This is a genomic window from Brucella pseudogrignonensis (assembly GCF_031454375.1).
In the GTDB taxonomy this organism is placed as follows: Bacteria; Pseudomonadota; Alphaproteobacteria; order Rhizobiales; family Rhizobiaceae; genus Brucella; species Brucella pseudogrignonensis_A.
The window spans coordinates 133,008-157,382 of sequence record NZ_JAVDQT010000007.1; the positions used below are offsets into that span (position 1 = coordinate 133,008).

Below are 24,375 nucleotides of genomic sequence, written 5' to 3' on the forward strand. Positions count from 1 at the left end.
TGGGACATGAAACTTTTCAAAAAACTGGTATTGAGTACAGCGCTGGCTGTTGCTTTCATGGCAACTGCGGCGCAGGCTGCTGATATGAAAATCGCACTTGTTGCGAAGTCGCTGGGCAATGGCTTTTTTGAAGCGGCCAATAAAGGTGCACAGGAAGCTGCCAAGGAACTGGGTGGCGTTGAAGTCATCTATACTGGCCCAACGACAACAACTGCCGAAGGTCAGATTGAAGTTATCAATTCGCTGATTGCGCAAGGCGTGGATGCGATTGCAATCTCTGCAAACGATCCGGATGCGGTCGTTCCAGCACTCAAGAAGGCTGCACAGCGCGGTATCAAGGTTATCTCGTGGGATTCCGGTGTCGCGCCTGAAGGCCGCATTGTTCATCTCAATCCATCATCGAACGATCTGATCGGCAAAATGTGCCTGACGCTCGCAGCGCATCATTTGCCAGATGGTAAGGGTGATTTCGCGATCCTTTCGGCAACAACCACCTCGACCAACCAGAATATCTGGATTGACGAGATGAAGAAGCAGCTCAAGGATTTTCCGGGCCTTAATCTCGTCACCACCGTTTACGGTGATGACCTTGCCGATAAGAGCTACCGTGAAGCGCAAGGCCTCCTCACCTCCAACCCTAATGTGAAGGTAATTGTCGCTCCAACCACGGTTGGCGTGCTTGCTGCCTCGCAGGCTGTCAAAGACGCGGGCAAAATCGGCGATGTTTATGTAACCGGCCTTGGCCTACCGTCTGAAATGGCAGGCGCTATTAAGTCAGGTGCAACCAAGGAATTCGCGATCTGGAACCCGATCGATCTGGGTTATTCTGCAACGCAGATTGCCTATCATCTCGTAAAGGGTGATGCAGACGGCAAGCCGGGCTCGGAAATCGAAGCCGGTCGCATGGGTAAGATCAAGATCGGCGAAAACGGCGAAGCCGCGATGAGCGATCCATTTGTCTATGACGCATCGAACATCGACGAATTCTCTAAGGTCTTTTAATTCTAAGACTGAGGCTGGCGGTGCGAGGGATATTCTTGCACCGCCATCATTTTCCGAATTGAATTCAGGTATTTCTGATGAATGCAGCTTTGCAGAAAAGCGGGCAATCGGTGTTGCCTGCCAGCCATCCGGATACGCCTTTGCTGGAAATGCGCGGCATTGCCAAGACATTTCCCGGAGTGCGAGCGCTTGATAACGTCAATATCGCGCTCTATCCAGGCCAGGTAACAGCACTGATCGGCGAAAACGGAGCGGGCAAGTCGACGCTCGTCAAAATTCTGACGGGAATTTATCACCCGGACGAAGGCGAAATTCTGATTGATGATCAGCCAGTTCATTTTTCGACTGCGCAGGATGCGACCGACGCCGGTGTAACCGCCATTCATCAGGAAACAGTGCTTTTCGACGAATTATCCGTTGGCGAGAATATCTATCTTGGCCACGCGCCCCGCACGAAGCTTGGTTTCGTCAATTGGGCGGCAGTTTTTGCACGGGCACAGGCTCTGCTCTCTTCGCTGGAAATCACGGTTGATGCACGTATCAAGCTGCGAGAACTTTCCATCGCGCAGCGACATCTGGTGGCGATTGCGCGCGCGCTTTCGGTGGATTCCCGCGTCGTCATTATGGATGAGCCGACAGCAGCTCTGTCGCGCAAGGAAGTCGATGATCTTTTCCGCATCGTCAAGCGGCTGAAATCACAGGGCAAAGCAATCCTGTTCATCAGTCACAAATTTGATGAAGTCTATGAGATAGCGGATCGGTATGCGGTTTTCCGCGATGGTTGTGCGGTCGGGCACGGACTATTGTCAGAGATGAATGAACGCGAAATCGTCCGGCTGATGGTTGGACGTTCGGTGGAAAAAGCTTTTCCCAAGCAGGATGTTGCGCTTGGCGACACGGTGCTGAAGGTTACGAATTATTCTCATCCGACCGAGTTTCGCGACATATCCTTTGAACTGCGGCGCGGTGAAATCCTCGGTGTCTATGGTCTGGTGGGCGCTGGTCGTTCTGAGTTCGCTCAATCGCTGTTTGGCATGACGACGCCCTCATCCGGTCAGGTTGTGCTGGAAGGCAAGGAAATCAAAATCCGCCGCTCAGGCGATGCAATTGCTCAAGGCATTGTCTATGTGCCGGAAGAACGCGGGCGGCATGGTGCTATTTTGCAAATGCCGATTTTCCAGAACATCTCCCTGCCCTCGCTTAAGCGTACATCACGCGATGGCTTCCTGCGCGTTGCACAGGAATTTAAGCTGGCACGAAAATATGCCGAGCGGTTTGACTTGCGTGCTGCCGCACTTTCGGTGCCGGTGGGAACGCTTTCCGGCGGCAATCAGCAGAAGGTGGTTATCGGTAAATGGCTCGCGACCCATCCAAAGGTCATCATTCTCGATGAACCGACAAAAGGCATCGACATTGGCTCGAAAGCCGCCGTGCATGAATTTATCAGTGAGTTAGCTGCGGAAGGTCTGAGCATCATTATGATCTCGTCCGAGTTACCCGAAATTATAGGCATGTCGGATCGCGTCATGGTGATGCGCGAAGGGCTGGTGGAAGGTATTTTTGATCGTACCGACCTTGATGCCGAAGTTCTGGTGCGCGCGGCCACTGGAAATGCCGGTGAGAATGCGGAGTAAGATATGAAAAAGCTTCTCAAACAGCGCGAACTCCTGCTTCTTGTCATCATTGCAATCATGATCGGGCTGTTCTCAATGCGCGCGCCGGGTTTCAGCTCACCGCGCAATCTCGCGAACATTTTCAACGACACGTCGATCCTGATTATTCTGGCTCTGGGTCAGATGTCTGTAATCCTGACAAAGTCCATCGATCTTTCGGTCGCGGCCAATCTGGCATTTACCGGCATGGCGGTGGCGATGCTCAATGCCGCCTTCCCTGAAATACCACTGGTCGTACTGATTGTTGCAGCCGTGGGTATTGGTGCCATTCTGGGTGCGATCAATGGTATTCTGGTTTGGAAGCTGGATATTCCCGCCATCGTGGTTACACTTGGCACACTGACCATATATCGCGGCATGGCCTTTGTTCTGTCGGGTGGCAGTTGGGTCAATGCTCATCAGATGACCGGGCCGTTTCTCAATACGCCTCGCACGGTGTTTCTGGGACTTCCGCTCCTTGGCTGGACGGCGCTGCTGATTATCGGCCTCATCTATGTATTGCTCACTCGCAGCTTTTTTGGCCGGGCCCTTTATGCATCAGGTGGCAATCCGACAGCTGCAGTCTATGCCGGTATCGATGTGGGCCGTACGCGCTTCTTCGCCTTTGTGCTGTCCGGCTCATTGGCAGGGTTGTGCGGTTATCTCTGGGTTTCACGCTATGCGGTTGCTTATGTCGATATAGCCAACGGATTTGAACTCGACAGCGTTGCTGCCTGCGTGATCGGCGGAATTTCAATCATCGGCGGCATTGGCACGGCCTTTGGCGCAGTACTGGGTGCGCTGTTTCTCGGCGTCATCAAAAACGCCCTGCCCGTCATCAACATCTCACCCTTCTGGCAAATGGCGATTTCCGGTGCGGTTATCATCGCAGCCGTGATCTTCAATGCCCGACAGGAGAAACGCGGCGGACGTATCATTCTACGCGACAAGGCCGCAAAGACTTATGAGGAGCCAGCAGCGTGAGCGAGATAACGGAACGCCGTCATATCCCGGATCGGCTGGGAACGTCCTACACGCGGCTGTTCGCCAGTTGGGAAATGTTGTTGCTTGGCGTAGCGATTGCGATTTTCATCGCCAATTCATTTGCCTCGCCATATTTCCTCAATGCATGGAACCTTTCAGACGCAACGTTCAATTTCACCGAAAAAGCGCTCATTGCCTTTGCAATGACGTTGTTGATTATCTCCGGTGAGATCGATCTGTCGGTCGCTGCTATCATTGCTTTAGCATCGACCGCCATGGGGGCCGCAGCACAGCTGGGTGTAGGCACGCCCGGTCTCGTGTTGATCGGCATCGGTACAGGTCTCGTTTGCGGGGCGATCAATGGCGGGCTTGTGGCCGGACTTAAGCTTCCGTCCATCGTTGTCACCATCGGTACGATGAGCCTGTTTCGTGGCATTTCCTATATTGTGCTGGGCGACAAAGCCTATGGCGGCTATCCGGAAAACTTCGCTTATTTCGGACAGGGATATGTCGTCTGGGTTTTCTCGTTTGAATTTGTGTTGTTCATCGCCTTCGCACTGATTTTTGGCGTGCTGCTTCACGCAACCAGCTTTGGCCGCCGTGTTTATGCGATCGGCAACAATGAATTCGCCGCACGCTTCTCGGGAATTCCGGTTGAGCGCATGAAGTTCACTCTGTTCATGCTGACGGGGCTGATGAGTGGCATTGCAGCCGTCTGCCTCACTTCGCGCCTCGGTTCCACCCGCCCATCGATTGCTCAGGGCTGGGAACTTGAGATCATCACGATGGTCGTGCTCGGCGGTGTGTCGATCCTCGGCGGCGCAGGCAGCATCATCGGCGTGGTGATCGCGGCTTTTGTGATGGGGCTTGTGACATTCGGCTTGGGGCTTCTCAACGTGCCGGGCATCGTTATGTCGATCTTCATCGGGCTTTTGTTGATCATCACGATCTCGCTGCCAATCCTTGGCCGCAAGTTCAAAGCAAGGCGTAAATCATGACAACTGAGCGCTATGCTTTTCGCATGAAACTTCATGCAGGTCAGGAAGCTGAATACCGGCGTCGCCACGATGAAATCTGGCCGGAGCTTGTTGATCTGCTGCACGAAGCTGGTGTGTCCGATTATTCGATCTGGCTAGATGAAGAAACGCACCTTCTTTTTGGAACGCTTACCCGCACGAAGACGCACAGCATGGCTTCGCTGCCCGATCATCCCATCATGAAAAAATGGTGGGCGCATATGGCTGACATCATGGAAACGAATACCGATAATTCTCCGGTTTCCATCGACCTCAAACCCGTCTTTCATATGCTATGAAACGCATTGCCATTCTTGATATTGGCAAAACAAATGCCAAGGCTGTGCTGCTTGATGCAGAAACAGGGAGTGAAATCACTGTTCATCGTACGCCAAACAAAGTTTTGCGCGATGGGCCTTATCCGCATCATGACATCGAAGCGCTCTGGCAGTTTTTTCTGAAAAGCCTCACTGATTTTGCACACAATCCGGGCTTTGACGCTATCTCTATCACAACCCACGGTGCCTGTGCGGCTTTGCTGAACGATACGGGTAAGCTCGCAATGCCAGTGCTCGATTATGAGCATGAATATACACCGGAAATCCGGGCTGCTTACGCTCGCATTAAGCCACCATTTGCGGAAACCTTTTCACCATCACTGGGCGCTGGACTAAATCTTGGCGCACAGCTCCATTATTTGAAAACCGCGTTTCCGGAAAAATTTGCCAATGTGAGCCAGATCCTCACCTACCCGCAATATTGGGCGTATCGGTTGACGAGCGTACCATCGGTTGAAGCAACATCACTTGGTTGCCATACGGATCTTTGGCTTCCGAAAACAGGCACCTATTCATCGCTAGTTGAAACCCTTGGCCTTGAAGACAAGTTTCCGCCTTTACGTTCGGCATTCGACGTTTTGGGGCAGATGCATCGGGATCTGTCGGATGAAATCGGCTTATCTGTTCCGGTTCCAGTTTACTGCGGTATTCATGATTCCAATGCGTCGCTACTGGCGCACCTTTTGGGCAGAGATCCGCCTTTTTCTGTCGTATCAACCGGCACATGGGTGGTGTGCTTTGCCGTTGGTGGCGATCTCGAAGGACTTGATCCCAAACGCGATACACTGGCCAATGTCGATGCTTATGGGCGGGCGGTGCCTTCTGCGCGTTACATGGGTGGGCGCGAGTTTGATATCATGACGGATGGCATCAAAACGCCGACACCAAACCAAATAGCAAAGGCACTAGACACCGTCATCAAACATAAAATCATGGCGCTTCCGGCAGCTATTTCTGGCAGCGGCCCTTATCCTAACAGTTCACTTCGATGGATAAATGCTGCTTCTGCAAGCTTAGAAGAGCGTTATGTTGCAACATGCCTTTATGCGGCTTTAATGACAGCGACCTGCCTCGATTTACTAAAAGCAGGTGGTCCAACTATCGTTGAGGGGCCATTTGCAAAAAACCCGATTTATCTTTCAGCACTGTCCGGTTTCACCGAGCGTGACGTTACAGCTGTATCCGGCAGCACCGGCACTGCGCTCGGAGCAGGATTACTTGCGGGATCAACTATTCCTGAAGTGGAAAGTGAAACATACTCAATTCATAGCGATTCATATTTGCTTTATAGAGAATATTGGGCAAATCAAATAACGACATAAATCAAATATTATTCCTATATAAAATAATATCTAAAAAGCGACCAGAAAACAGCCCAATAAGCTTTAAAGCACAGCTAAATCTTCCAAAATTAAGAAATATAAATATTAACCAAATGGCTTTGCCGAAGCGAGCGTTATCGAAAACGTCTCGACTATCCCTGCTGTTTGCCTGGCAATAAAATAGCAAAAAGCGTGTATTGACAGGCTGAGATTTGTTGTGTGTTATAACACTTAACAAAGAAAAGCTTAAACTGGGAACGACATGAGCCACCACCACGCTACGCCGCGGTTAGAGGACCGCCTTAAAGATTCTTCACTCCTGCGGAACAACGCATATATCGGTGGCGAATGGATAGCTGCTGACAATGGAGAGACGGTTGTTGTTACTGATCCGGCAACCAACCTTGCGATCGGTTCTGTGCCGAATATGGGCGCTAATGAGACGCGACGTGCAATTGAGTGTGCGGAGGAGTCTCGTCATGCATGGGCAGCGCTGCCAGCCATGGAGCGCGCGATCATACTGCGCCGTTGGTTTGACCTGATAATTGCTAATCTTTCCGATCTCGCAACGATCATGACTGCCGAGCAGGGCAAACCGCTTGCGGAAAGTCAGGCCGAAATCCGTTATGCCGCTTCTTTTGCGGAATGGTTTTCGGAAGAGGCAAAGCGTGCCTACGGAGATCTCATCCCGGCTCCGCGTGCTCGGTCTCGTATCATGGTTCTTAAGCAACCAATAGGCGTTGTTGCGGCGATCACACCTTGGAATTTCCCAGCCGCAATGATTACCCGAAAGTGCGCACCAGCTTTCGCTGCGGGCTGTTCGGTCGTGGTTAAACCGTCAGAATTTACGCCTTACTCGGCACTCGCACTGGCCGAACTTGCCGAACGTGCGGGTATTCCGAAAGGGGTCTTCAACATTGTCACAGGTGACGCTACTGCAATCGGCGGCGAAATGACCTCAAGCCAGATCGTGCGCAAGATCAGCTTCACAGGATCGACCCGCGTTGGAAAGCTTCTGCTTGAACAATCGGCAAATACGGTCAAAAAAGTAGCGATGGAGCTTGGCGGCAATGCCCCACTTATCGTGTTTGAAGACGCCGATCTTGATGTTGCGGTTCAAGGCGTTCTCAACGCAAAATTCCGTAATACCGGCCAAACCTGCATTTGCCCGAACCGCATTTATGTTCATGAGAACGTTCACGACACTTTCATTGAGCGCCTCTCTGCGGCAGTCAGCGCATTAAAGGTGGGCGATGGCTTTGGCGAGAGTGTACAACAAGGTCCCTTAATCAATGAGGCCGCGCTGACGAAGGTGGAGCGTCACATAGCCGACGCAGTCAGTAAGGGCGCCAAAGTTGTCGCGGGCGGCAAGCGACACGAGCTTGGACAAACTTTCTACGAGCCTACGGTGCTTGTTGATGTCGATGCGACGATGCTCTTTGAAAGCGAAGAAACCTTCGGACCAGTTGCGCCCATACAGCGGTTTTCGGATGAAAAAGCCGTCATCAAAGCCGCGAATGCCACCACATCCGGCCTCGCAGCTTACATTTTTACGCGTGATCTCGACCGGATGTGGCGCGTTGCTGAACAAATAGAGTCTGGCATTGTCGGCGTCAATGAAGGCTTGGTTTCAAATGAGGTCGCACCTTTTGGCGGCGTAAAAGAATCTGGCATCGGGCGGGAGGGCTCAAAGTACGGGATCGAAGAATTCCTTGAGCTGAAATACATCTGCATCACCCAATCTGCAGCATGAATGCCGAGCGGCGCGACGCCGCGAGGTTGATTTAAACGCATAATAACAAAGGGGAATAACGTGAAAATCACGAGCACTTTGAAAATGGGAATTATGGCTTGTGCAGCTGCGCTAATGGGGGCGACTGCACTGAGTGGAGCAGCACAGGCTGGTGCTGCTTTGGATGCGATCAAATCCAAGGGCACTCTGGTTTGTGGCGTGGGTCAGGCCGTTCCGGGCTTTTCAGCTCCAGCTGCGAATGGCGAGCTGGCTGGTATTGACATTGACTATTGTAAAGCGATGGCGGCGGCTATTCTTGGCGATGCGTCTAAAGTCAACTATCGCCAAACATCTTATGCCGAACGCTTTGTATTGCTGTCATCAGGTGAAATTGACGTTCTTGCTCATGATACCACTACGACACTCAACCGCGAAGGTGCTCAGAGCGCACGCTTCACCTCACCAAACTACTTTGACGGCTATACGTTTATGGTACCAAAGTCACTTGGTATTGATAGTCCTGAAAAACTGGCAGACGCTACGGTATGCATCCTGCAGGGCTCAACTTTTGAGGTGAACACCGAGAATTTCTTCAAGTCTCGCGGCCTCAACTATACACCACTTGTTCTAAGTGCCTGGGAGCAACTTGATGCCGCTTTTTTTGGCGGACGTTGTGATGCGTTCGGCGGCAATTATGGTAATCTCGCCGGATCACGCGCTGGCAATGGTAATGTCGACGATTACATCATCTTCCCCAATTTCATAACGCTGGAGCCTTATGCACCTGCCGTCAAAAGTGGCGATGAGCAACTTTTTCTCATAGCCCGATGGGTTATGTTCGCTTTGGTGGAGGCCGAGCGGCTTGGTATTACGCAGGCTAATGTTGAAGATCTTGCCAAAAATTCTACTGATCCGGAAGTTAAGCAGATACTCGGCACCACACCGGGTAACGGCAAAGATCTCGGTTTGCCGGAAGACTGGGTTGTTAAACTTGTCTCGGCCGTTGGCAATTACGGCGAGAGCTTTGAGCGCAACCTTGGTAAGGCTTCTCCTCTCAAGCTCGAACGCGGTCTCAATGACCTGTGGACGAAGGGTGGCCTTATGTATGCAGCACCGTTGCGCTAATGCGTAGCGAGCGCCTTCAAAACGCGCTGTTTGTTGTGGCAGCCATTGCAGTTTTTGCGTGGCTGTCACACAATCTTGCGTCCAATCTCGCTGCACGCGGCATCAGTATCGATTATAGCTTCTTGTGGAGCGCTACGTCGTTTCCGATTGGCGAGTCATTGATTTCCTTTAGTTCAGGAGACAGCTACTTCCGGGCATTGCTTGTCGGTTTGCTCAATACAATTAAACTGGCTGCTGCTGCTATTGTATTGTCCACTGTGCTCGGACTTTTCATTGGTCTTGCAGGACGTGCTGCTCATCCGCAGCTTCGCACGATAGCAAAGACCTACATCGAGGTCACGCGCAACACACCGCTGCTGCTCATTCTCGTTGTCTGTGCAACGGCTGTCCGCGTGCTTCCTGCACCGCGTCAGGCGTGGGCACTTGGGGACTTTGTGTTCATCTCAAGCCGTGGCCTCCATGTACCAACAATTCTGTTCGGAGATAGTGGGCCTGCGCTGGCTACTGTCTTCATTGCAAGTCTGATCAGTGGCTATGTATTCTGGCGCTTCATGGTGAAAGGACGCAACGAAACCGGAAACTTTCCCCGACGGGCCACAATTGGCTTTTACGTTTCTCTTGCTGCTATTTTCGGTGTCATCATTTTTGCGCTTGGTTGGGGAGAGATACAGAAACCAGCACTGACCGGGTTTAATTTCCGTGGCGGAGTGGGCCTTACACCGGAATATATAGCGATGCTAATTGGCCTATCATTTTACACTTCTGGTTTTATTGCTGAAATCGTACGCGGAAGTCTTGCAGCTTTGCCAAAAGGGCAAACAGAGGCGGCAAGCTCGCTCGGCCTCAATCCATTGCTCACACTCTATTTGGTTCTTGCACCACAAGCGCTTCGGCTCATGCTGCCCCCACTGGCTAATCAATATCTTAACGCAATCAAGAATACGACACTGGCCGTCCTGATTGGTTACCCCGATCTGGTTTCGGTAGGGAATACTGCGCTCAACCAAACAGGTCGCGCTATTGAGACCGTCTCCATTTATCTTCTGATCTATTTGTCGCTCAGCCTGATAACCTCCGCGGTTATCCGCTGGTTGGAGAAGCGCGCACAATTGGTGAAAGCATGAGCGAACCTTCTGCAACACTTCAACGCCCCTCCGATGGCTTCGTATCGGGTTGGCTTCGGCCTTATTTTCATCCATGGCCCCATGCCCTGCTGACAGTAGTCATCACTGGCGGACTTCTTTACCTAATCTGGCACTTCTATCAATGGGCCTTTGTAAACGCTGTATTTGGTCCGGCGTCACCCGATGTTTGCAGAGCTGCGGCTGGAGCCTGTTGGGCGTTTCTCTATGAGCGCTATCATATTATCCTTTTTGGCAGTTACCCAATCGATCAGTACTGGCGTCCTACGCTCGCTGTCGTGTTGGTGCTTTCCATCCTCATTCTTAGTGGCTTTCGTCGTTTCTGGAAACCAGCACTTGCACTCGCTTGGGTAGCAGTCATGGTGATCAGCCTCATACTCATGCGGGGTGGAATCTTGGGGCTGCCAGCAGTCTCAACGAGCCGTTGGGGTGGTCTGCCGCTCACTGTTGGCCTGTCTGCTTTCGGTATTGTGTTGGCACTTCCACTTTCCGTTTTGATTGTCCTTGGCCGCCAGTCGAAAGCCGCTATCGTCCGGCGTTTCTGCTCACTCTATGTCGAGATCGTGCGCGGTCTGCCACTCATTGCTGTGCTGTTCATTGCATCAACGATGCTGCCTTTCCTGTTGCCCGGCGGCAATATGGTGGACAATATCCTGCGTGCACAGGTGGCACTGATCCTGTTTCAGGCTGCCTACCTTGCCGAAGCAATCCGTGGTGGCCTTGAAGCCGTGCCTCGAGGTCAGTCAGAAGCGGGGAAGAGCTTGGGGCTTTCCGGTGGCCTGATTTCACGTTTAATCGTGTTGCCGCAGGCATTTCGCATCGCTTTACCTGCAATCATCAACACCTTTATCGAGTCCATCAAAGACACAACGTTGATTAGCATCATTGGCTTGATCGACGTGCTCGGCGGTGCACGCGGGGCCATTGCTGACGGTGCGTGGCTTGGTTTCTATCGTGAAGCATATCTTGTTGTCGGTGGTGCGTTTTTCGTATTTTGTTTCATTCTCTCCATTCACTCCCGGCGTCTTGAGCGCGAATTTGCTCTTGAGAGGCGCTAGATATGGACAGCAAGCAAAACGTGCTGGCAGATGACGGTTCCATGCCGACATATAAGACGCTCGTTCAGGATACATTGAACGAACAGATCTACCAGCAGATCAAGGAAAAACTCATCATCGGGGAGTTTCGCCCCGGTGATAGACTTATCCTTCGGAATCTGGCTGCGGCTCTTGGAACAAGTGTGGTTCCGGTCCGCGACGCGCTTCAAAAGCTCGAAAGCCTTGGCGCACTGCGTCTTGAGCGCACCTTTATAGTGCCGCGTCTGACCATGCTTGAACTCACGGAAATTCGCGATATTCGGGTGGCATTGGAAGGACTTTCGGCGGCGCGTGCCGCGCGAGCTTCTACGCCCGAAAGTCTTGCTGGTTTACGTGTGCATTTTGAAGCCATGATTGTGGCAGCACGCGCCAATGATACCAGTCATTTCCTGCGTGCGAATGCCAGCTTCCATCTGCATATTGCAGATATGAGCAACTCTCCCATTCTGCGCGATATGATTGAACCGCTTTGGTTGAGAATGGGCCCATCTGTACGTCTGGCCAAGGCTGAGCCGGGTAAACTGATTGACGCAATTCCCGATCACGAAATAGCCTATGATGCCATAGCGTCTCACAATGCTTCAGCCGCGCGAAAAGCTGTTGTCTCCGATGTCGTCAACTGCTTCGGCATTCTGGCTGATTCATTTCAGGAAGCAGAAGAATGATGGAGCGCCTTACGACGATTGATGCAGAGACACTTACGCGGAAGCATTTTGGTGTTAATGGTCAAGCCACAGAGCTTGGCGGTGAACGCACGCAAAATTTCCGTATTCGTGTAGTCGATGGCGCGACGTTCACGCTCAAGGTTTCTGATCCGCAGGAAAGCATCGACAGTGTATTGTTGGAAAATGCAGCTCTTCTCCATATTGAGCAAGCGGCACCAGAAATTCCAGCACCACGTGTCACATCCACAATCAATGGCGAGACGATTGTTCCCATCGCGCTAGATGATGGCAGATATTTGCGGCTATTGACCTATCTTGAAGGAACACCGCTTTCTTCTGTAGCTTCATTATCAAGAGAATTACGCCAGACAATTGGGCGGTCAGTGGCCAACCTTGATAATGCATTGTCTGCCTTTGATCATGCCTATGCTCACGAGCGCGATCTTGTATGGGATGTGAAAAATATCAGCCTTCTGCGGGCGCATTTACGTCTGATCGACGCAGATCGTCGTCCGCTGGCTCAGGCCATGCTTGATCGTTTTGAAACGGTAGCGCTGCCACGAATCGCTCAATTGCCCACACAGGCTGTTCATAGTGACATGAACGGTCAAAACATCCTTATCAGCGGCGACCAATTGGCTGGTTTCCTTGATTTCGGGGATTTGGTCTACGCTCCTCGTCTCGTCGATCTTGCTGGTGCAGCGTTGCTACAAATTCGCGGTGAAGAGGATGATTTTCAGAACGCCGCCGATGTCGTCAGCGCTTATCATAGTGTTGCAGCTTTATCGGATTTGGAATGCACGCTCTTGCCGGAGTTTATGATCGCACGGTGCGTCATCAACGTCATTGTTACAGAGTTTTTGGCAGATAGTGATCCGGCCAACCGTCCTTACATCATGAAAAACAATCCCGCCTCTTGGATGCGTTTAAAGCGGCTGTCAGCACTATCGCAAAACCCATTCAGCACCATTCACCAGAAATAAAGGCGCATGCCATGAGTGTACCTGTGATGATCAATGCGTTTGATGCTCAGAACTCCGGAAACCTTGATGAGCGTACACGAAACCTTGTCGAACGCCGTCAGCGTGTTCTGGGTCAACCGTACCGCATGTTCTACGAAGAGCCGGTGCATTTTGAACGCGCATTTGGCGTCCGGCTCTATGATGAGGCGAGAAATGCCTATCTTGATGCCTATAACAATGTGCCCTGCGTTGGGCATTGTCATCCCCGTGTTGTATCAGCGATTGCTGAACAGGCTGCGCGCCTTAATGTTCACACGCGTTATCTCGATGAAGGTATTATCAGCTATGCTGAGAAATTGCTCAGCCACTTTCCGGCCCAAACCAACCGTTTGATGCTAACCTGTACAGGCAGCGAAGCCAATGATCTGGCGCTGCGCATTGCCCGTAACCATACAGGCGGAACAGGTTTTATTGTCACTGCTAATGCCTATCACGGTATTAGCCATGCAATAGCGGCCATGTCGCCTTCGCTCGGCCCAAATGTGCCATTGGCGATTGACGTTCGCACTATTGCTGCGCCTGATGCACGCGTTGCGGGTTCTCCTGAGCAGATCGCAGCTTTTTTTGAAAATGAAGTTCGAGTTGCTATTGCAGATATGCAGCGTCATGGCATTCGTCCCGCCGGACTTCTTGTCGATACGATTTTTTCGAGCGATGGTGTCTTTGCCGAACCGCCCGGTTTTCTTAAAGGTGCTGTTGATGCAATCCGCGAAGCAGGCGGCCTTTTTATTGCCGATGAAGTGCAGGCTGGCTTCGGTCGTTTGGGTTCACATATGTGGGGCTTCCAGCGCCACGGCATCGTCCCTGATCTCGTCACCATGGGTAAACCGATGGGCAACGGCTACCCGATCGCGGGCGTCGTCGCACGTGAGGAAGTTCTTGAACGTTTTGCTCGCGAAGCCCGCTACTTCAACACATTCGGCGGCAACCCTGTTGCCTGTGCCGCTGCCTCTGCAGTTTTGGACATACTTCACGATGACGACCTTCTGGCAAATGCCTTAAAAGTCGGCACACATATGAAAGCCGGCTTCGAGGACCTATCGAAGCGCCACGCAGCGATCGGTGACGTGCGCGGCGTGGGCTTATTTCTAGGCGTTGATATTCTTGACGAGAATGGCAGACCTTCACCAGATGATGCTGGTAAACTCGTCAATGAGCTTCGCCGCCGCCGCGTGCTGATCAGTGCATCTGGACCGCTTGGTCATGTCCTGAAAATCAGGCCACCACTGCCTTTTTCTATCTCTGATGCTGATGAGCTTTTACAGATATGTGACGAGGCGTTGAGCAGCTTCTGAATTCAAATAGTCAGATAGCGAATATTGATAAACTGTGCAGCCCAATGGGCAAAGCCGTAACAATTCAGAAGGATGCTCTAATGGCAGGCGAAAATGTCAAACGTTTCGAAGAGCGTCAAGAACATAGCTCTCAAATGACGATCTCGAAGACTGAAGTGGCTATCGAGATTAAGAACATGCACAAATGGTATGGCGAGTTCCATGTTCTGCGTGACATAAATCTCAAAGTTATGCGTGGCGAACGTATCGTCGTCGCGGGTCCATCGGGTTCAGGCAAATCAACGATGATCCGGTGCGTCAACCGTCTGGAAGGACACCAGAAGGGCCAGATCATTGTCGATGGCATCGAACTGACCAATGATCTTAAGAAGATTGATGAAGTGCGCCGTGAAGTCGGCATGGTGTTTCAGCACTTCAACCTCTTTCCACATTTGACTATTCTGGAAAACTGCACGCTGGCCCCGATCTGGGTGCGTAAAATGCCAAAGAAGCAGGCGGAAGAAATCGCCATGCATTATTTAAAGCGCGTGAAAATCCCGGAGCAGGCCAATAAATATCCGGGTCAGCTTTCCGGTGGTCAGCAGCAACGCGTGGCAATTGCCCGTGCACTTTGCATGAACCCGAAAGTCATGCTGTTTGATGAGCCGACATCGGCGCTTGATCCGGAAATGGTCAAGGAAGTGCTCGATACGATGGTAAGCCTTGCCGATGAAGGCATGACGATGATCTGCGTGACACATGAAATGGGCTTTGCGCGTCAGGTTGCGAACCGTGTGATCTTTATGGATCAGGGGCAGATCGTTGAAGAAAATGCGCCCGCCGAATTCTTCGATAACCCACAGCACGAGCGAACAAAACTGTTTCTTAGCCAGATTCTGCACTAGGCGACTAATAAAACGATGAACTCATTAAAAAGGGCGCTGTAATTTATACAGCGCCCTTCGTGTTGTTGATTAGTTCAGGTTTTCAGAGTTCCGCCACCGGGCAGTATCGTCAAGTGTTCTGCGGAGACGTTTCACCGTCTCATGCACCTGTTCTTCGTTGATGATGAGTGGTGGGCACAGTGCAACAACATCACCAATAGCGCGAACAATCAGTCCATTCTCATGTCCAGCTGCAAAAGCGCGAGCACCAATTTTTCCTGGTGCGGAAAAGGGGCGACGGCTTTCTTTATCAGCAACAAGCTCGATACCAGCGATTAGGCCTGCGCCGCGGACTTCCCCAACAAGTGGATGATCGGCAAGCTCTGCCAGTTGTGACTGCAAAATGGCACCCATACGGGCTGCATTTCCAATCAGATCACGCTCTTCAATGATTTTGAGATTTTCAACACCCACGGCTGTTGCAACCGGATGACCGGAGGCAGTGAAGCCATGGCCGAAAGTGCCGATCTTGGCCGTATTGTCGGCAATCGCATCATAGACGGCCTCGGTAAATACAACCGCTGCGAGGGGCATATATGACGAGGTCAGTTGCTTGGACATGATCAGAATGTCCGGACTGAAACCGTAATGCTCACAGCCAAAGGTCGTGCCAAGACGACCAAAGCCGCAGATTACTTCATCAGCAATCAGCAGAATATCATATTTGCGACAGAGCGCTTCAATGCCTTTCCAATAACCTTCCGGCGGAGGCATCACGCCGCCCGCAGCCATTAGTGGCTCACCGATGAAACCCGCAATAGTTTCCGGGCCTTCCTCAAGGATCACTGTTTCAGCTTCAGCAATCAGCCTAGCTGTGAATTCAGCTTCGCTCTCGCCCGGCAGGCCATACCGATAAAAATGCGGACAAGTCAGATGACGAACCGGAATCGCAGGGAGGTCGAAATCGCGATGATTGTTTGGCAAGCCTGTCAGACTGCCAGAGGCAATCGTGATACCATGATAGCCACGCGTTCGGGCGAGAAATTTCTTCTTTAGTGGTCGGCCCAGCGCATTGTTCATGTACCAAACCATCTTGACCATAGTGTCGTTGGCTTCGGAACCTGAACTCGTAAAAAACACCCGTGTTAGCTGCGCAGGTGTCATCTCAACGATCTTCTCCGCGAGACGGATGGATGGCTCATGAGATTTGTGGCTGAATGTATGGTAGTAGGGCAATTTCGCCATTTGCTCGGCTGCAACTTTGACGAGACGCGGTTCGTCAAAGCCAACCGCTACCGACCACAATCCCGCCAACCCCTCTATATATTCCTTGCCAGCATCATCGTAAATATAGATGCCTTTGCCGCGATCAATGATCATTGGGCCTTGCAGTTCATGCGCACGCGCATCTGTGTAGGGATGCAAAGTTGTCGTGATATCCGCATGGGCGAGAGAGTTGGAAAGCCTATCATTCATTTGTATCTTCCTCCATTTGACGTTTGCGCAATCGTCCGTCTGGGCACGAGGGCTGCAAGAGACCGCTTTATTAAGGTCTGCTCCGTCCATTCATCTGACATGATCTTTTCAAGGCAAACTTGGCGGTATGAGATTATGGCTACGCTGCACATTTGTCTAGTGTTATAACAGTTTTGCAGCAATGTTTTTAATGCTAAAGGTTATGTTCGATGTTATGACGACGGCATATTGAGAGGAGACCTTATGCAAAATCGTGAAATCGGCCCAGCAGGATCGAGCGCGCCTGAACTGTCACCAGTTTCCCGTGACATGCTTCATGAGCAAATTTATGAGATGCTTAAGCGTAATCTTATGATGGGGCGATTTACACCGGGGCAGAAGCTACCTCTCCGAGGACTCGCTAAAAGCCTGGGAACCAGTTTGATGCCCGTTCGTGATGCATTACAGAGGCTGGAGAGTGTTGGCAGTGTGGTTTCAACAGCCAATCGAACGATGATGGTGCCGATATTCACCACTAAGGAACTGTATGATATTCGCGTGCTAAGAACTATCTTAGAAACTGCTGCGCTGGAACGCGCGATCGAAAATCATACGCAAGAGCAGCTTGATAAGCTGAAAATCTACGTTGCAAATATTTGCCGCTCCGCTGAAATTAACGATCTAGACCTCTTCCTTGAGGCGAATTATCATTTTCATATGTTGATTGCAGAAATGAGCAACCTTGCCTTCATCAGCCAACTATTGGAACCACTTTGGATGCATATCGGTCCTTCCGTGCGGCAATCCGTTCCAAATGACACGCTTTTCCGAAGCTCTGCTCAGCACCACATAGACGTTTACGAAGCAATCGTTGCGAAGGATATTAAAAAAGCAACTGTTGCCCTACAGCTTGATATTTCAGAAGGATATACTTTCTAAATCAGCTTTACAGCGAATGAAGATAGATTTTTATAAAACCAAATAACGATTACAAAATCACGCGATCAATAAAAAATTCGACTGCGCGTGATTAGATAATAATAGAGTTACCTATCGCGGGGTAGCAAACAACAACCCATTAGAAGAATTACGCATAACATCCATCTCTATTCCATATATGTCCCGAAGCTGTTCAGGCTGCATAATATCGTTGCAGGTCGAGCGGGCGATTAATTTACCACTGTGCAGGGCTAAAACCTCGTCACAAAAGCGCGAAGCCATATTAACATCATGTAAAACAACGAACACGCTTAGTTTTTTTTCGTGCGATAGTTTTCGTACAAGCGATAAAACTTCAATTTGATGAGCAATATCCAGCGCAGATGTTGGCTCATCCAACAACAAGCACTCTGCATCCTGCGCGACCAACATAGCAAGCCACACACGCTGCCGCTCTCCACCTGAAAGCGTATCAACCAAACGATTAACAAACGGGCGCAGCCCCGTTAATTCAATGGCCTCGTCAACTTTCTGCCGATCAATCGAGCCAAACCGCCCAAGAGCACCATGCCAAGGGTAGCGTCCCAATGCCACGAGTTCTTTGACAAGCATACCCGTAGCTGGCGCAGTCTGCTGCGGAAGATATGCAAGCTTACGCGCAAATTCTCGCTCACCCCATTTATCAAGCTTTTTACCTGCAAAGCTTATCTTTCCTGCCGATGCAACGTGTTGCCGAGCAAGAATTTTAAGCAATGTCGACTTCCCGGAACCGTTGTGTCCGATAAGCGCAGTCATACTGCCCGCTTGTATAGATGCTGTCAGGGGCTGCAACAGCGTGCGTCCTTCAACCGAAAAAGTCACATTCTCAAGTTCAAACAATGCAGACATGCTAATCCTGTCCCGGTTGCGGAGAGCCCAGATACCATTCTCTTAATAAGACGACCTGTAGCGCGATAATAGTTAAATTTACCATTGGCGATGAGTATACATCTACACGTCGGGGCAGCGCCTCTGGATAGTCCATCATTGCCATATTTTGAATATTCGAAATCTTTAGTCGCCTCGAATCTTACCGAATTAAGTTCGCATCGGGCCAGCCATGCGTGAGAGAATACCATCTTTAAGAACCAAACGATGATACAGCGCGGCCAGTATGTGGGCGACGATCAACACGCACAGAACCCATGAAAGCAGGCTGTGCAGCGCATTTGCGGGTGCCATCATCCATTCCACCTTCTCGCCCGTTGCAGGGACAATATTGATGCCCCATTGCTCGCGTCCCTTACCGCTGCCATAGGCGCGAAACAGTGCCAGAGCCGGAATGGCGAACATCAGCACATAGAAAGCATTATGTGCAATGCGCGCCAGTTTGCCCATCAGTCCTGCTTGATGCGGCGGGCGCTGATTGCGATTGATGAATGCCCAGATGCCACGCATGACAACCAATACAATCGTCAGAAACCCGACCGTTCCATGTGCCGGACCGAAAACCCGGATGGCATCCAGCACCGGTGAAGGGCCAACCATTTTCCACAAAAGGATCATCACAAACTGCCAGAGCAGAATATAGGCCATTGCCCAATGCAGAATCCGGCTCACAAGCCCGTATCGCTCCGGAGAATCCATCCAGAGCGGCGTGTTCGTGTTCATCGGATTATCCTTTTTTACTTAATGCCCAGGCAAGATAGGGCGCACCGACCAAAGCTGCGAAAAGGCCCAGCGGTAACTCATAAGGGAAGGTCGCATTGCGCGAACCAAGATCGGCAATCACCATCAAAAGCGCGCCCAGCACGGCTGATGCCACGACATGCGACTGAGCCTGATCAAAGCCCATACGCCGCGTCATATGCGGTGCCATCAGCCCCACAAAACTCAAGGGACCGACGAGAAGCGATGCTGCGGCACTGGCAATCGCGGCAAGCAGGATCGTCAATATCCGCGCAGACCGCACCGGCAAACCAAGCGAGACTGGAATCGTCTGCCCCAGCGGCAGGATGGTCAGCCAGCGGGATGCGAGCAATGCCAGCCCAATCACTGTGAATGTCAGCACGACAAGGAAGAGCGAACTTTCCGGCGTTGCCGTTGCCGATGACCCGCTGAGCCAGGCAAGAATCTGCCACGACCGCTGATCGCCAATCGAGAGGAAGATGCTCAAAATGGCAGATGCGAGCGAACCGACCGAAATACCGGCCAGCAGCAAGCGTGCAGATGACAGCCTTCTGCGGCTCGCAAAGCTCAACACAACCAGCATGGCAATCAGCGCACCAATGGACGCGCAAAGCAGCAATTGCGCATTATTGGGTGCCGCGAAAATTGTCAGTGCTAAAGCAAAGCCTATGCCTGCCCCGCCACTGACGCCGATTACTTCCGGGCTTGCCAGCGGGTTGCCGGTTAGGCGCTGAAGGACAGCGCCCGCCATTGCAAGCAGACTGCCTGCGGCAGCGGCTGCCAGAAGGCGCGGCCAGCGCAAAGGCAAGATATCGCGAAGATTATGGCCTGTCAGAAGCAACCAGCCTTCCGGCGTGCGCGCAAGCGCAAGAGCGAGAAAAGCTGCGACCAGCAGAGCGATGAGCAAAAAGCCAAGTTTGGCATTGGAAGCACGTCTGAAAACCTGTGCAGGTGAGGATTGCTGCGATCCTGTCGAACGCACACGCGGAATGAGCCAGAGCAGCAAAGGCCCGCCGATCAGCGCGGTAACTGCGCCTGTCGGGAAAGTCTCACCCAGATTTGCGCCGAAAACTTGCACCGCTCCGTCGCAGATCCAGAGAAGAACGGCACCAGCAAAAGGTGACGCCAGCAGGATTGAACCCGGCTTTCTGACCCCGAAGCCACGGACGATTGCGGGGGCAGCCAGACCGATAAAACTGACAAGCCCGACACTGGCTGCAACGCCTGCACTCAGCACCACCGCAACAGCCACGACCGCAACGCGCAGCCATGCCAGCGGAACACCCAGCGAGCGAGCGCTGCTATCGCCAAGGCCTGCAAGCGTCAGCGGACGGCTCAGCATGATTGCGGCAATGAGGCAGACAAGAAATTGCAAAGCAAGGGCGACTGTCGATGACCAGTCCTGCTGGCTCAGCGAACCGCCATTCCATGTCACAAGCGACATGAGATACTGGCCCTGCGATAGTGTCATCGCGGCGGAAATCGCACTGCATGTCACACCGATCAGAAGACCGGACACAACCATCGTCACTGGCTCAAGCCGACTGCGCCAGCCGAGCAGAAACACAATTGCGGTCGCAACACCAGCACCCGAAAGCGCCACCGCCCAGCGAAACTGGTCAAGCACTGTCGGGAAGAACAGCGTTGCAGTAACGATTGCCAGCTGCGCGCCCGATGACACACCAAGCGTCGATGGATCGGCAATTGGGTTGTTGAGCAAACGCTGCAGCAAAGCACCCGCCAGCCCCAGTGCTGCACCGGCAAAAATCGCAACGGAAGCACGCGGAAACAGCGCATAGGCCAGAATGACCTGCTCGGTACTCATGCTTTGCGGATTAAACGGCAGCGAAGGCCATTGTGCAAAAGGCAAAAATGCATTGGCGTTCCAGAGAAACAGCCCAAGAGCAATCATAACACCGATTACAGCGCTTGAAATCAGTCCACCACGGGTCACAGGAATGCCTCGCCGCTTACCTGCAACGCCCGACTCAGAAGCCGTGCAAATCGCAATCCGGCGGTCAGTCCGCCATAGGGATTGATGTTACCCACCATATAGACACGGCCGTCGCGGACAGGTTTGAGCGATTGCCAGATCACGCTGTTACGCAGGCTGTTGCGCGATTCAACTGGAATATCCGAGATGATGATGATGCGCGCATCAGGATTTGCTGCCAGATTTTCCAGCGGAACGGGAGCCGCAAATGTAAAGCGCGAGCGATCCGTCCAGGCGTTTGGCAGACCAAGCCGTTCCAGCACATCACCAAACATGCTGTCATTGCCGAAAGCGCGGAAATGGCGCGCATCGCCAATATTGATGAGGTAGGTCGGGCGCGATGCAAAAGGTTTCAACGTCTCTTTCGTCTCGGCAATAAACTTCGCCTGATCCTCAACAACACTTGATGCTTTGGCGCTGAGTTCAAGCTTATCGCCCAGCGCCGTTACAGCTTGCAGCGACTTCTCATAAGGCCCCTCGCCGCGCACGTAAAACGGCAACGACATGATCGGCGCTATCGATTTCATCGCCTCTTCATGGCGGGTATAAAAAGGAGAACTCAGGATCAGATCAGGCTTGAGCAGATAGAGCAGCTCGAAATTCGGCGAACCACGCAGACCGAGATCGACAACCGAAGCAGGCAATTGCGGCTCAACCGCATCTTCACGAAACCGGATCAGCTCTGTTGCCGCAATCGGCGTGACACCCAATGCCACAAGACATTCGAGCATTGCCCAATCGATTGCCGCAATGCGCGGAAATGGATTGGCGCGCGCTACATTCGGCAAAGCCAAAGCCGCCAGAAGGCCAAGGGCTTTCCGGCGGCTGATTTTAGATGCAGAGACTATCGATCCGCGTTGCGGGCCTTTTACCATGAAAATGTCAGCTTGCTCATATAGGTTCTGCCGTCACCATAGTTACATCCGAAAGAACTGCAACTTGCGACATACTTCTTGTCCGCAATATTCTTAATATTGAGCGACGCCCTGATGTGATCCTTCTGATAGTGAATGACGGCATCTGTAAGCGTGATTGCATCAAGATCATAATTATTATCGAGATCGCCATAACGCTGACCGACATAGCGCACGCCGCCGCCAACGCCGAAACCTTCAAGCACTGAGCCTTCTTGGAAAGTATAGTCGAGCCAGACACTTGCCGCATGTTCAGGGACATTGGCAGGACGCTTGCCATTATAATTACCCTCGATATTTTCAGCATCCATGTATGTGTAGGCTGCACGCAGATCGAGGCCTTGTGTGAGACTTGCAACACCCTCAAGTTCCAAACCCCGAACGCGTACTTCGCCAATCTGCTTTGTAACAGTTTTATCGTTCTCAAGGACCGAAACCGCAACATTCTGCTGGCGCAAGTCGTAAATGGCTGCTGCAAAATAGCCGTCCCAGCCATTCGGCTGATATTTAATGCCTGCTTCCCACTGTTTGCCAGTGGTCGGTTCAAGCACTGGGCCAGTTGCAGGCACAGCAAGCGGTTCGAACGATGTCGAATAGCTGATGTATGGTGCAATGCCATTATCAAACACATATCCAAGTCCAGCACGGCCTGTCAGCTTGTGATCATCCTTGTCGAGCGGACGCGATATAAGCGTATTCAAATTGGTTGAAGTGCCCTTCGTGCTCGCCCAATCCTGACGCAGACCAAAGGTAGCGCGCCAGTTTTCATAGGCGAGTTCGTCCTGTGCATAAATACCAAGCTGGCTCAGGCTTGAATCGACCTTAGTCGCCAGATTTCTTTCCGTCAGATTGATCGGCTGACCATAGATGGGATTATAAATATCCAGCGGTGCCCAGCGCCAGAACTGCGTTTCTACATTATTGTCGAAATAGCGATAATCGAGGCCAGCGAGAAATTTATGCTCAACCGGGCCGGTATTAAATTCCGCCACAAGGTTATTATCGATATTATAGGTGTTCAGGCGTTCATCCTGATATGTCGCAATACGTCTTAAAGTACGGCCATCCGTAATTCGTCCAGAATTTGAATAGCCAAGCGCCTGATATTGCCAGCTCTGATTGGAATAGCGCGCGTTCTGACGGAAGGTCCACGTCTCATTGATACGATGCTCAAGTTCATAACCAAGATTGATAACATCGCGGCTTGAACGGTCGAAATCAGGATCGCCCAGCGAAAAATCGCGCGGCAGGGTATAGCCGGTCGAATTGAGTGTAAATTCTGGTGGCAATCCCGAAGGCGAGCTTGGATTGTCGTGCTGGAAGCTGGTGAGAATGGTTAGCTTTGTGTCTTCATCCGGCTTCCACGTGAATGCAGGCGCGATGAAATAACGATCATTATCAAGAAAATCTGTCTGTGTGCCAGCTTTGCGCACCATACCCGTCAGGCGATAGGCAAATTGATCACTGTCCGCGACAGGCCCGCCAAAGTCGAAATAGGTGCCATAAGTCTCATAGCTGCCAGCCTGAACACCGATCTCGCCGAACTTCTCAAACGTTGGGCGCTTGCTGATCATATTGATCAGGCCACCGGGATTGCCCTGACCGAACATCACTGAGGCAGGCCCACGCACCACTTCAATGCGCTCAAGCATATAGGGATCAACCGCCGAGGCACCTGCAGTGCGCATCAAGCGAAGACCGTTGAGAAACTGAACCTGACGGCCATCGAAACCACGGATCAGCGGTGAATCAAAGCGCGGATCGGACCCATAAGGCTCAGACACAACGCCCGGCGTATAGCCAAGCGCCTGTCCAAGGTTCTGGGCACCCTGTGCTGCCATTTCATTCGCTGTCACCACAGAGATTGACTGCGGAGTTTCAACCAGAGGCGTTCCGGTCTTGGTCGCGCTGATACTGGTTTTAGCGACATAGCCCTTAATCGGCGCTGTGGGATCTTCCGAACCGCCATTCACGACAATCGGTGCGAGCACAGTGGTGCTTGCTGATTCCTGCGCATTGACTGCAACGATGGAGGCCAACGTCGTGCCGGAAAGAATAACAACCGATAATGTGCTGCGATTTCGGGCCAGGATTTTCACTTTGATCCCCTCAAGGTTTAAACTGGACCCCATTAATCATCTTTTCGTAATC

General features: G+C 51.8%; 21 protein-coding genes. 15 read left to right on the forward strand and 6 right to left on the reverse strand.

Annotation, left to right across the window (positions count from 1 at the left end):
- The first annotated feature begins 6 nt into the window (after positions 1–6).
- The 14 genes from rhaS to J2782_RS17785 all read left to right on the forward strand — a co-directional run bounded on the left by rhaS (position 7) and on the right by J2782_RS17785 (position 15,276).
- Positions 7–1,002, forward strand: a complete 996-nt coding sequence (rhaS, locus tag J2782_RS17720) for a rhamnose ABC transporter substrate-binding protein (protein ID WP_310014956.1) — start codon at positions 7–9, stop codon at positions 1,000–1,002.
- A 77-nt stretch (positions 1,003–1,079) separates the two neighbouring features.
- Positions 1,080–2,636: a sugar ABC transporter ATP-binding protein gene (locus J2782_RS17725; protein WP_310014958.1), complete on the forward strand. Its 1,557-nt coding sequence runs from the start codon at positions 1,080–1,082 to the stop codon at positions 2,634–2,636.
- Between the two features lie 3 nt (positions 2,637–2,639).
- Positions 2,640–3,638, forward strand: a complete 999-nt coding sequence (locus J2782_RS17730) for an ABC transporter permease (RefSeq protein WP_310014960.1) — start codon at positions 2,640–2,642, stop codon at positions 3,636–3,638.
- Positions 3,635–4,636: an ABC transporter permease gene (locus J2782_RS17735; protein ID WP_310014962.1), complete on the forward strand. Its 1,002-nt coding sequence runs from the start codon at positions 3,635–3,637 to the stop codon at positions 4,634–4,636. The genes J2782_RS17730 and J2782_RS17735 overlap by 4 nt, the downstream gene beginning before the upstream one ends.
- Entirely contained in the window at positions 4,633–4,953 is a 321-nt protein-coding gene (gene rhaM, locus J2782_RS17740) for an L-rhamnose mutarotase (RefSeq protein WP_310014963.1), read from the forward strand. Before J2782_RS17735 ends, rhaM begins: the two co-directional genes overlap by 4 nt.
- Positions 4,950–6,314: an FGGY-family carbohydrate kinase gene (locus tag J2782_RS17745; protein WP_310014964.1), complete on the forward strand. Its 1,365-nt coding sequence runs from the start codon at positions 4,950–4,952 to the stop codon at positions 6,312–6,314. Before rhaM ends, J2782_RS17745 begins: the two co-directional genes overlap by 4 nt.
- A gap of 262 nt (positions 6,315–6,576) precedes the next feature.
- The gene (locus J2782_RS17750) at positions 6,577–8,067 is read left to right on the forward strand and encodes an NAD-dependent succinate-semialdehyde dehydrogenase (RefSeq protein WP_310014966.1); all 1,491 of its coding nucleotides are present in this window, start codon (positions 6,577–6,579) and stop codon (positions 8,065–8,067) included.
- A 60-nt stretch (positions 8,068–8,127) separates the two neighbouring features.
- A complete protein-coding gene (locus J2782_RS17755; RefSeq protein WP_310014967.1) occupies positions 8,128–9,171 on the forward strand; it encodes an amino acid ABC transporter substrate-binding protein in 1,044 nt (347 codons plus the stop codon).
- Positions 9,171–10,295: an amino acid ABC transporter permease gene (locus J2782_RS17760; protein ID WP_310014969.1), complete on the forward strand. Its 1,125-nt coding sequence runs from the start codon at positions 9,171–9,173 to the stop codon at positions 10,293–10,295. The genes J2782_RS17755 and J2782_RS17760 overlap by 1 nt, the downstream gene beginning before the upstream one ends.
- Positions 10,292–11,371, forward strand: a complete 1,080-nt coding sequence (locus J2782_RS17765) for an amino acid ABC transporter permease (protein ID WP_310014971.1) — start codon at positions 10,292–10,294, stop codon at positions 11,369–11,371. The genes J2782_RS17760 and J2782_RS17765 overlap by 4 nt, the downstream gene beginning before the upstream one ends.
- Before the next feature lie 2 nt (positions 11,372–11,373).
- On the forward strand, positions 11,374–12,075 hold the full coding sequence (locus J2782_RS17770) for a GntR family transcriptional regulator (protein ID WP_310014972.1): 702 nt from the start codon (positions 11,374–11,376) through the stop codon (positions 12,073–12,075).
- Entirely contained in the window at positions 12,072–13,058 is a 987-nt protein-coding gene (locus J2782_RS17775; RefSeq protein WP_310014973.1) for a phosphotransferase, read from the forward strand. The genes J2782_RS17770 and J2782_RS17775 overlap by 4 nt, the downstream gene beginning before the upstream one ends.
- 11 nt (positions 13,059–13,069) lie before the next feature.
- The gene (locus J2782_RS17780; RefSeq protein ID WP_310014975.1) at positions 13,070–14,392 is read left to right on the forward strand and encodes an aspartate aminotransferase family protein; all 1,323 of its coding nucleotides are present in this window, start codon (positions 13,070–13,072) and stop codon (positions 14,390–14,392) included.
- Positions 14,393–14,472: 80 nt separating this feature from the next.
- Positions 14,473–15,276, forward strand: a complete 804-nt coding sequence (locus J2782_RS17785) for an amino acid ABC transporter ATP-binding protein (protein WP_310014977.1) — start codon at positions 14,473–14,475, stop codon at positions 15,274–15,276.
- A 69-nt stretch (positions 15,277–15,345) separates the two neighbouring features.
- On the opposite strand, the gene J2782_RS17790 is transcribed toward J2782_RS17785, so the two are convergent.
- Complete coding sequence (locus J2782_RS17790) at positions 15,346–16,731, reverse strand: aspartate aminotransferase family protein (RefSeq protein WP_310014979.1); 1,386 nt, start codon at positions 16,729–16,731, stop codon at positions 15,346–15,348.
- A 243-nt stretch (positions 16,732–16,974) separates the two neighbouring features.
- On the opposite strand from J2782_RS17790, the gene J2782_RS17795 reads away from it, so the two are divergent.
- On the forward strand, positions 16,975–17,649 hold the full coding sequence (locus tag J2782_RS17795; RefSeq protein WP_310014981.1) for a GntR family transcriptional regulator: 675 nt from the start codon (positions 16,975–16,977) through the stop codon (positions 17,647–17,649).
- A 111-nt stretch (positions 17,650–17,760) separates the two neighbouring features.
- Here the strand turns inward: J2782_RS17795 and J2782_RS17800 are convergent, their stop codons facing one another.
- From J2782_RS17800 to J2782_RS17820, 5 genes are all read right to left on the reverse strand, one after another.
- A complete protein-coding gene (locus tag J2782_RS17800) occupies positions 17,761–18,537 on the reverse strand; it encodes an ATP-binding cassette domain-containing protein (protein WP_310014984.1) in 777 nt (258 codons plus the stop codon).
- Positions 18,538–18,726: 189 nt separating this feature from the next.
- The gene (locus J2782_RS17805) at positions 18,727–19,299 is read right to left on the reverse strand and encodes a cytochrome b (RefSeq protein WP_310014985.1); all 573 of its coding nucleotides are present in this window, start codon (positions 19,297–19,299) and stop codon (positions 18,727–18,729) included.
- A 4-nt stretch (positions 19,300–19,303) separates the two neighbouring features.
- A complete protein-coding gene (fhuB, locus tag J2782_RS17810) occupies positions 19,304–21,229 on the reverse strand; it encodes a Fe(3+)-hydroxamate ABC transporter permease FhuB (RefSeq protein WP_310015164.1) in 1,926 nt (641 codons plus the stop codon).
- A 38-nt stretch (positions 21,230–21,267) separates the two neighbouring features.
- Complete coding sequence (locus J2782_RS17815; protein WP_310014987.1) at positions 21,268–22,185, reverse strand: iron-siderophore ABC transporter substrate-binding protein; 918 nt, start codon at positions 22,183–22,185, stop codon at positions 21,268–21,270.
- The gene (locus J2782_RS17820) at positions 22,179–24,356 is read right to left on the reverse strand and encodes a TonB-dependent siderophore receptor (RefSeq protein ID WP_310014990.1); all 2,178 of its coding nucleotides are present in this window, start codon (positions 24,354–24,356) and stop codon (positions 22,179–22,181) included. The genes J2782_RS17815 and J2782_RS17820 overlap by 7 nt, the downstream gene beginning before the upstream one ends.
- Positions 24,357–24,375: the final 19 nt, after the last annotated feature.

Excerpts from the sequence above, each read along its gene's own strand:
- J2782_RS17760 (WP_310014969.1), top strand. The coding sequence starts at position 9,171 with ATGCGTAGCGAGCGCCTTCAAAACGCGCTGTTTGTTGTGGCAGCCATT.
- J2782_RS17815 (WP_310014987.1), bottom strand. The coding sequence starts at position 22,185 with ATGGTAAAAGGCCCGCAACGCGGATCGATAGTCTCTGCATCTAAAATC.
- J2782_RS17775 (WP_310014973.1), top strand. The coding sequence starts at position 12,072 with ATGATGGAGCGCCTTACGACGATTGATGCAGAGACACTTACGCGGAAG.
- J2782_RS17805 (WP_310014985.1), bottom strand. The coding sequence starts at position 19,299 with ATGAACACGAACACGCCGCTCTGGATGGATTCTCCGGAGCGATACGGG.
- J2782_RS17745 (WP_310014964.1), top strand. The coding sequence starts at position 4,950 with ATGAAACGCATTGCCATTCTTGATATTGGCAAAACAAATGCCAAGGCT.
- J2782_RS17730 (WP_310014960.1), top strand. The coding sequence starts at position 2,640 with ATGAAAAAGCTTCTCAAACAGCGCGAACTCCTGCTTCTTGTCATCATT.
- rhaS (WP_310014956.1), top strand. The coding sequence starts at position 7 with ATGAAACTTTTCAAAAAACTGGTATTGAGTACAGCGCTGGCTGTTGCT.
- J2782_RS17800 (WP_310014984.1), bottom strand. The coding sequence starts at position 18,537 with ATGTCTGCATTGTTTGAACTTGAGAATGTGACTTTTTCGGTTGAAGGA.
- J2782_RS17795 (WP_310014981.1), top strand. The coding sequence starts at position 16,975 with ATGCAAAATCGTGAAATCGGCCCAGCAGGATCGAGCGCGCCTGAACTG.
- J2782_RS17750 (WP_310014966.1), top strand. The coding sequence starts at position 6,577 with ATGAGCCACCACCACGCTACGCCGCGGTTAGAGGACCGCCTTAAAGAT.
- rhaM (WP_310014963.1), top strand. The coding sequence starts at position 4,633 with ATGACAACTGAGCGCTATGCTTTTCGCATGAAACTTCATGCAGGTCAG.
- J2782_RS17725 (WP_310014958.1), top strand. The coding sequence starts at position 1,080 with ATGAATGCAGCTTTGCAGAAAAGCGGGCAATCGGTGTTGCCTGCCAGC.
- J2782_RS17765 (WP_310014971.1), top strand. The coding sequence starts at position 10,292 with ATGAGCGAACCTTCTGCAACACTTCAACGCCCCTCCGATGGCTTCGTA.
- J2782_RS17820 (WP_310014990.1), bottom strand. The coding sequence starts at position 24,356 with ATGGGGTCCAGTTTAAACCTTGAGGGGATCAAAGTGAAAATCCTGGCC.
- J2782_RS17790 (WP_310014979.1), bottom strand. The coding sequence starts at position 16,731 with ATGAATGATAGGCTTTCCAACTCTCTCGCCCATGCGGATATCACGACA.
- J2782_RS17780 (WP_310014975.1), top strand. The coding sequence starts at position 13,070 with ATGAGTGTACCTGTGATGATCAATGCGTTTGATGCTCAGAACTCCGGA.
- fhuB (WP_310015164.1), bottom strand. The coding sequence starts at position 21,229 with ATGATTGCTCTTGGGCTGTTTCTCTGGAACGCCAATGCATTTTTGCCT.
- J2782_RS17770 (WP_310014972.1), top strand. The coding sequence starts at position 11,374 with ATGGACAGCAAGCAAAACGTGCTGGCAGATGACGGTTCCATGCCGACA.
- J2782_RS17785 (WP_310014977.1), top strand. The coding sequence starts at position 14,473 with ATGGCAGGCGAAAATGTCAAACGTTTCGAAGAGCGTCAAGAACATAGC.